This window comes from Ruegeria sp. BC7 (assembly GCF_056539165.1).
The window spans coordinates 179,416-187,360 of record NZ_JBQFUL010000007.1 but is presented as its reverse complement, the minus strand read 5'-3'; the positions used below and the strand labels follow the sequence as shown (position 1 = coordinate 187,360).

Genomic DNA, 7,945 nt, shown 5'->3' with positions numbered 1-7,945 from the left:
TCGTACCGACATCAGCCCCATCCGCCTCGAGCGCAAGCATGTTGCACGACTTCACAGCCTGACCATCCACATGCACAACACACGCCCCACATTGCGCCGTGTCACACCCAACATGCGTCCCCGTCATCCCCAAATGATCACGCAAAAAACCAGACAATAACGTCCGACCCTCAACTTCACCGCTCACAGCAACGCCGTTCACAGTCATCGAAATCTTCATCAGATTTTCCTCCCTGAAATATTCTGCTCAACCGCCGAACAGGCGCTTGAACCATCCTTTTTTCTCTTCTGGTTGCGTATCGGCCTGAGCGGGCTCTGGCGTTGGCTCAGGCGCAACTGGCGCGGCCGACGGTTCTGGCGCGGCATCGGCAGATTTGGTCTGAGGCTCTTCCTCAACCGCATTCTGGAAATTCTCAAAGAACTGGTCCGCCATTTTCTTGGCCACACCATCAATGACCCGACCGCCAAGCTGTGCCAATTTCCCACCCACACGCGCATCGACATTGTAGGTCAACAACGTGCCTTCCGGGACGTCGGACAGGGTCACATCCGCAGCGCCTTTGGCGAACCCTGCGGCCCCCCCTTTGCCTTCTCCGGACAGCTTTACACTTTCCTGATCGACCATGTCAGACAGGGTTACTTCGCCCTTGAAGGTTGCTTTCACCGGCCCGACTTTCTGGACTACAGTGGCGGCAAAGCCGTCCTCTGCGGTGCCCGACATCTCTTTGCAGCCGGGGACGCATTCTTTCAGAACCTCGGCTGATAACAAGGCATCCCAGACCTTGGAACGTGGGGCCGCGATGACGCGGCTGTCATGAAGTTCCATGTCACTCCCTCCCGTATTTTTCGTTAAGCTACGCGGTGTTCCATCCGGTGCCTATAAGACCTTGGGTGTAGTCAGCGAAGTTTCGGTTGCAATTGGGTCGGCATCGCCTTTCTCAGGATGCACGCATTTTACGACCTTCCGCCAGTAGGCGCGGTTCCATTCACTTGCTAGGTTTTGTTAGATTGGGGCAACTTGTTGCAAAGGCCATTTCCAATGTTTGCAAACGCCGTAGGGCAAAATGACTTTGAAAACGTGCTGATCATCGACGATCATCCATTGTTTTGCGATGCACTCTCGATGACATTGCAGAGCGTTGCACATATCGGTGAAGTGCATACGGCTGACAGGCTTGAGCGTGCGCTGGAGCTTGTCAAAAGTGGCTTGAAGCCGGACGCGGTATTGCTTGATCTCAACTTGCCGGATGTTGACGGATTGGATGGGCTGGTGCGTCTCAGGGCGGTTGTCAATGCGCCTGTTATCGTCGTGTCGTCCATGACAGATAACAGGGTTGTCAGTCAGGTCATCCACGCCGGTGCGTCTGGTTATGTCCCGAAACATAGCCAAAGGGACGTGTTCCGCACCGCGTTCGAGACCGTACATTCCGGCAAAACCTTCCTGCCTGAAGGTGCCGTGTTGATTGACCCAGACGACGAGGATGAACAAAGCGATGCCGTTGGCCGTCTGGCAACATTGACCAACCAGCAATCGCGTATCCTGCAACTGATATGCGAGGGAAAATTGAACAAGCAGATCGCTTTTGACCTGTCCATCGCAGAAACAACGGTCAAGGCGCATGTCACTGCTATCATGCGGAAATTGGGCGTTCAAAGCAGAACCCAGGCAGTTCTGATTGCGAAAAAAGCGTCCTTTGCCAGCGTCTTGCAAGAGCAGGGCTAACCGTAATACCCTCAAGCCTCATCGCGTTGGGGAGGAGGCCCGATGGAGCAAGCAGTCGGGCGGCCTGAGACCCAGGCCCGTGCGTCCAGCATCGTTAAAACGGCATTTGTGCAATACGACGCGGACAACGCGATCGGGCAGCTTTCTTCGTTGCTGGGCGATGACGAACTGGCGCTTGTCATTCTCTTTGTCACTGCCAGTGCTGAGGCAACGTCTGTTATCGAAGAAGCAGCAGCGGTATTTGCCCCGACCCCAGTGGTAGGCTGCACCACGGCTGGAGAGTTGGCGGGGCAGGGCTATACCGAAGATCAGATCGTTGCCATTGGGTTGCCCGCCTCTCATTTTGCGGCGCGAACGGTTTTAGTGCCGGACCTCGACGCTTTTTCGGCGCCAGACATCATTCATGAAATGATCCGCAATCGAAATGAGATGACGGAAGCTGAACTTGATTGGCATCACGAGTTCACCTTTTTGCTGATAGATGGGCTGTCTACCAAAGAAGATGCCCTGACATCCGAGCTTGCGATCGGGCTTGGGCCGGTGCCTCTGTTTGGAGGGTCGGCCGGGGATGGAACACGGTTTGGAAATACCTTTGTCCTGTTTGAAGGGCAGGCGCATGAAAACGCGGCTGTTTTGACCCAGATACGCACACGTTGCCCGATCAAGGTGTTCAAAACGGATCACCTTGTTCCAACGACGCAGCGTATGGTCGTTACCGAAGCAGATCCCGCAAAACGCATCGTGCGTGAGATCAACGCAGAACCCGCAGCGCGTGAATATGCAAGAATACTGGGCAAAGACCCCGAGCAACTGAATACCTTTACCTTTGCCGCCCATCCGGTCGTTGTTCAGATTGGAGGCCAGCATCATGTCCGGGCAATCCAGAGGGTGGCCGGAAATGGCGATCTGGTGTTTTTTTCGGCGATAGACGAAGGGCTTGTTCTAACAATGGCCGAGCCAATGGACATGGCTGCGCATCTGGAACAGGAAATCGACGTTTTGAAACAGCAGGAACAGCCCGACGCCATACTTGGGTGCGACTGTATCCTGCGCAGGCTGGAAGCGCAGGAAAAGCAAATGACGGGTGCGCTGTCCAAAATTCTTTCGGACAACAGGGTTGTCGGATTTTCCACCTACGGAGAACAGTTCAATTCGATCCATGTGAACCAGACTTTGACCGGCGTCGCCATTTATCCGCCTGATGAGCCGTCACATGATTGAGACTCTGATCAACCCAGACGACCCGCTGGATCGTCAAAACGAAAAGCTGCTCAAGATAGCTGCGGCGCTGATGCGGCGAGTGGAGGAGTCCACTGACGCCAGCGGTGCCGCCTATGCGCAGTTTCAGCGCGCCGCGACTTTGGAACAAGAGGTTCGGGCCCGCACCTTGGACCTGGAACGCGCCCTTGAGCTGTTGAACGACTCTAACGCGAGGCTGGCTCAGGCCAATAAGGAAACGGAAGCCGCGCGCGCTGACCTCGCCAACGCGATTGAAACTGTCCAGGAAGGGTTTGCGCTGTTCAACCTTGATGAGGAACTGGTGCTGTGCAACAGCCGATTTGGTATGCACATGCCCGATATTCAGGGCCAGTTGTCGCCGGGCTTGCGGTTTACCCAATATGTCGAACTGGTAAGCCAGTCGAAATACCTGTCTCTGCCCGAAGCTGTATCTCCGCAAGATTGGGCGCATCGCCGAATGTCGCGTCATGCAGATGATCACGTCGTATTTAATGTGCGCCTTAACGGAAACCGCTGGACCCAGGTATCCGAACACCGGACGCCGGATGGTGGCACCGTCATTCTTCAGACCGACGTTACCGACATCATGCGGATCGAACGGAAAGAGCGGGATCGCATTCTGGATGACAAGGCCCGCCTGATCCGCGCAACGCTTGAGCATATTGATCAGGGTGTCTGCATTTTTGACTGCAAGCTCCGCCTGATCGGGTGGAACAATCGCGCGAGCGAGTTGCTGGCTATTCCCAACGCTCAATTCCAGATGGGTGCGCAGTTTGAAACTCTGTTCAACCGGCTAAGCGCAACGATCAGTTTTGAAGAAGGTGTAAGCGCAGCCGACTTGATCGCTTGGGTGAACCGATCCACAGAGCGACCTCCGCTTAGATTTCAGATGCATTCCGGCCGTTTCAAGATCCTCTCCGTCTTTGCGCAGGAAATGCCGGACAGGGGGTTCGTGATATCGTTCACCGACGTGACGGCGGAACACAGATCAGCTCAAGCTCTTTACGAAGCAAAGGCGTTGCTGGAACAAAGGGTAGCCTCGCGTACCGAGGAACTGGCGGATGCGCTGAACGAGGCAGAGCGGGCGAATGCCTCGAAGTCGCGCTTTGTTGCGGCGGCAAGCCACGACTTGCTGCAACCCTTGTCTGCGGCCAAGCTGTATGTGGCCACGCTGGGTAGTGGCTTAAACGAGGTCGACGCGCAAAACGTGGCTGCCAAGGCGGAAAGTGCGCTGAGCAGCGTCGAGCACATTCTCGAGGCGTTGCTGGATATCTCAAAGCTGGATTCCGGGCGTGCCACAGTACACCTGTCCACGCTTTCTATCGGTGAAATCTTCTCGCAACTCGAAGATTCCTTTCGGCCGGTGGCACAGGCAAAAGGGCTGGAGTTGCGCTTTGTTCACACGGATGCTCTGGTCAGGAGTGATGCAAGCTATTTGCGGAGGGTTCTCCAGAATCTTCTGTCGAACGCAATACGCTATACGGACGAAGGCAAGGTTCTGATCGGTGTAAGGCGTCGCAAGACGTCTGTTGTGATCGAAGTCTGGGACACAGGTATAGGCATCGCGGCGGATCAGCGTGACATCGTCTTTCAGGAGTTTCAGCGACTACATTCCGACGCAAGCGCAGCCGAGGGGATGGGTCTGGGTCTTGCCATCGTGGAACGTGCTTGCGGGTTGCTGAAGCATCCAATCCGGTTGAATTCTGAACTGGGCAAGGGCACCGTATTTTCGGTGGAAGTGCCGCTCGCCAAATCATTGACCGTCGCATCCGGCGAAGTGTTTGAACCAACAGAGACGGACCCCAAGACACTTGCCAGTACAATCGCACTTCTGATCGAAAATGACGAGAACCTGCGAGGCGCATTGACCATGACCATGGAGTCATGGGGCGTTCAGGTTTTGGAATGTGCAAGCGAGCAGCAGGCAACAAGCCTTTTGCGTGAGATTGGCATTTTGCCCGACATTGTCGTCGCTGACTATCAGTTGGATAATGACAAAAAGGGCACTGATGCCGTCCAAGCGTTGGTTGGCGAATTCGGGCATCTGCCGGCGTGCATCATCTCTGCCAACAGAAGTGCCTATCTGTCCCAAATCTGCGGGGAAGGGGGATATTCTCTGCTGCACAAGCCAATTGACGCCCACAAGCTGAAAGCTATTCTTGAAGCGTCTCTGACAGAGATTTCCTCTGGGTGACACTTTAGCTTTGCTGCCGCATCTAAAACCCACACTATCAGTCTATTGCTAAATGGACTGAGGTGTATCCCCTTGCTTCGCAGCAAGTAGAGGCAATGGCGTTAACCGAGGTTCTATCATCGTGTTGCGCCGATAAACCATCTCGATGCAGGGTTTGGTTGACCCGCGTAATTTGATCTATCATCCTGATCTGAAATTGATTTCCACATTGCGGCCAATCGCAAAGTTGTTTTGGTTAGGGTTTCTGGCATGCAACAAGCCTCGCAAAAACGATACTTGCTTGATACGCATCGGTCACGTGATCCCGATCAGACTTTACGGATCGTCAGACCGTACCTAAAAGAGATGGGTATTACCCGGATCGCCAACCTGACGGGATTGGATAGGATCGGCTTGCCCACGGTGATGGTTGCGCGCCCAAATTCTCGTTCGGTTGCGGTGTCGCTTGGAAAAGGATTGTCGTTGCAGGCTGCGCAAGCCTCGGGCGTCATGGAGGCAATCGAGTCTTGGCACGCCGAACGTGTTCAGTTGCCTCAGCGCGTTGCCCGTCATGCGGATCTGATCGTCGATAGTCACGTCGTGGACATCAACGCCCTTCCACGAGTGACCGGGGGCCGGTTCGACCCGAACCGAAGCATGCCATGGGTTCAAGGGCGTGACCTGAAAGGTGATCACGATTGTTGGGTGCCGTTGGAAATGGTCGACACGGATTACACTTCTGGGCCAAGCGCAGGTCAGGGTGCGTTTCCGCGCACGACAAATGGGTTGGCTTCTGGAAACAATGTTGTCGAAGCTACCTGTCACGCGATTTGTGAATTGGTTGAGCGCGACGCGACAACGCTGTGGCATCACAAGCCCGCAGGCTTTCGTCTGGATCATGAGACGGTTGACGATGCACGATGCCAAAAAGCGGTTCAGATGATCACCGAGGCAGGGTTGGAATTGGGGGTCTGGGATACGACATCTGACATAGGAATAGCCAGTTTTCGGTGTGTGGTCTGTGAACCTGACGGCCAGAATGGTCACATCGGAATTGGGGATGGCTGTCATCCTGACCGATCGATCGCACTGCTTCGTGCGCTGACCGAAGCGGCGCAAACCAGGTTGACCTATGTCTCGGGCGCGCGCGACGATTTGGATCCGTCAGAGTTCACCGATCAGGCGCAGACGGAGCGTTGTCGATATGTACGTGATTTGATTGATGGGGCTGCCCCAAAACAGAACTTTTTTGATTGCCCGACGTCTGAGACGGGGTCCTTTGATGAAGACCTCGAACTGATATTACGTAAACTGGAGTCTGTAGGACTGTCTCAGGTTGTAAGAGTTGATCTTTCCCGGCCCGAGTTTGACATCGCGGTTGTCCGGGCGATTGTTCCGGGGCTGGAGGCGCCGCATGACGATCCGGATTATGTGCTCGGACCTCGGGCCCGGTCGGTCTTGGAAGGTCAGGCATGAGCATAGCGGTTTTCGTTGGCCCTACTCTGCCCCGCAATGAAGTAGTGGACTACTTGGATGCAACCGTCTTGCCACCGGTCCGGCAAGGCGACGTGTACCGGATCACCAGGGATCGTCCTCGGGCCATCGGGATCATCGATGGATATTTCGAGGGGGTGCCCTCGGTCTGGCACAAGGAAATACTTTGGGCTTTAGAGCATGGCATCCCTGTATTCGGCAGCGCCAGCATGGGTGCGCTCAGGGCGGCGGAGCTTGCCGATTTCGGAATGATCGGGGTTGGGCAGATTTTCCAGGACTACCTTTCGGGCGTTCTGCAGGACGATGATGAGGTTGCCGTTGTTCATAGTCCGGCAGAGCTTGGGTTTCAGCCATTGAGTGTTCCAATGGTGTCTGTTCGGACCACGGTTTCCAGCGCTGTCGCTGCTGAAATTGTCACCAGCGAAACAGCCTCGGCTATTCTGAGCACGGCCAAGTCCATGCACTATCGGCACCGAAATTGGTCGGATATCGGGAAAGCCCTCGGGACATGTTCTGGCATGGAGGAATTCAACGCGTGGCTGCCGGACGGTCAGGTAGATGCAAAAGCAAACGACGCACGCGCCATGCTGCAGCAGATGTCTGACTATCTGAGCGATCCCCCTGCACGCCAGCCGTCTGCGGCTCGAACCGAGCGGACCTTGGTCTGGAAGACGTTGCGCCAGCGTGTGGATTCCGAAGCTCGGGAAGGTCAGGCGGTAATCGACGAATTACGGTTGAACCCCGAGCTTTACACGACCCTGCGCACCAAAGCGGTGCTGAGCCTGCTTGCGCAAGAAGAAGCTGATCGTATTGAGCGTAAGCCGGACCGTGAAACGCTTGTGAAACTCATGTCGGATCATCGAAACAGTGCCGGGCTCACCCGCAAAGCCGACATGTTGAAGTGGCTGGAGGCCAATGACCTGAGCGTCGAACGCTATGAGGCGATTTTGACGAGTGCCGCGCATATGGATGCCGCCACCGAAGCCAGGATCGAAAAGCTGGATGCCCCCCTGCTTGCAGAGCTGCGTCGCATGGGGCGCTATGCCGAACTACGCGATCGTGCTGCAAAGAAAGCCAGCCTTCCTAAACGCGCTCAGCGCGAGGCCGGAGCGGATCGCTTGCAGATGCTCCTTTGGTTTTTTGAAACAAGGCTTGACCGGGATATGCCGGATGATCTTGAATCCTTTGCATCTTCGCTGGGTCTGGCTGGGCGAGATGCACTTTATGATTTGATCGAAGCAGAGTTTGTTTATTGCCATAGTGATGTCGGCTCGACAGCACCGGACGGATGAAAATCCACCGACCTGACGCAGGAG

General features: G+C 55.3%; 7 protein-coding genes. 5 read left to right on the top strand and 2 right to left on the bottom strand.

Translation table 11 applies throughout. The annotated features are described in order from the left end of the window. Both ACR0KS_RS16700 and ACR0KS_RS16695 read right to left on the bottom strand, forming a co-directional pair. Nucleotides 1-223, bottom strand: a 223-nt coding sequence (locus ACR0KS_RS16700; protein WP_480693272.1) for a (2Fe-2S)-binding protein, incomplete at its 3' end; no start/stop codon positions are given. Nucleotides 224-247: 24 nt separating this feature from the next. After that, entirely contained in the window at nucleotides 248-826 is a 579-nt protein-coding gene (locus ACR0KS_RS16695; protein WP_170418821.1) for an SRPBCC family protein, read from the bottom strand. Nucleotides 827-1,039: 213 nt separating this feature from the next. Between ACR0KS_RS16695 and ACR0KS_RS16690 the strand changes: the two genes are divergently transcribed. The 5 genes from ACR0KS_RS16690 (at nucleotide 1,040) to ACR0KS_RS16670 (ending at nucleotide 7,921) form a co-directional block, all read left to right on the top strand. Beyond that, a complete protein-coding gene (locus ACR0KS_RS16690; protein ID WP_170418824.1) occupies nucleotides 1,040-1,723 on the top strand; it encodes a response regulator transcription factor in 684 nt (227 codons plus the stop codon). A 42-nt stretch (nucleotides 1,724-1,765) separates the two neighbouring features. Continuing rightward, the gene (locus ACR0KS_RS16685; protein WP_170418827.1) at nucleotides 1,766-2,944 is read left to right on the top strand and encodes an FIST N-terminal domain-containing protein; all 1,179 of its coding nucleotides are present in this window, start codon (nucleotides 1,766-1,768) and stop codon (nucleotides 2,942-2,944) included. Further along, nucleotides 2,937-5,156, top strand: coding sequence for a PAS-domain containing protein (locus ACR0KS_RS16680; protein WP_170486185.1), 2,220 nt, complete (start codon nucleotides 2,937-2,939; stop codon nucleotides 5,154-5,156). The genes ACR0KS_RS16685 and ACR0KS_RS16680 overlap by 8 nt, the downstream gene beginning before the upstream one ends. 249 nt (nucleotides 5,157-5,405) lie before the next feature. Then, nucleotides 5,406-6,611, top strand: a complete 1,206-nt coding sequence (locus tag ACR0KS_RS16675) for a YcaO-like family protein (RefSeq protein WP_170418834.1) — start codon at nucleotides 5,406-5,408, stop codon at nucleotides 6,609-6,611. Further along, entirely contained in the window at nucleotides 6,608-7,921 is a 1,314-nt protein-coding gene (locus ACR0KS_RS16670) for a TfuA-like protein (protein WP_170567641.1), read from the top strand. The genes ACR0KS_RS16675 and ACR0KS_RS16670 overlap by 4 nt, the downstream gene beginning before the upstream one ends. Nucleotides 7,922-7,945 lie beyond the last annotated feature (24 nt).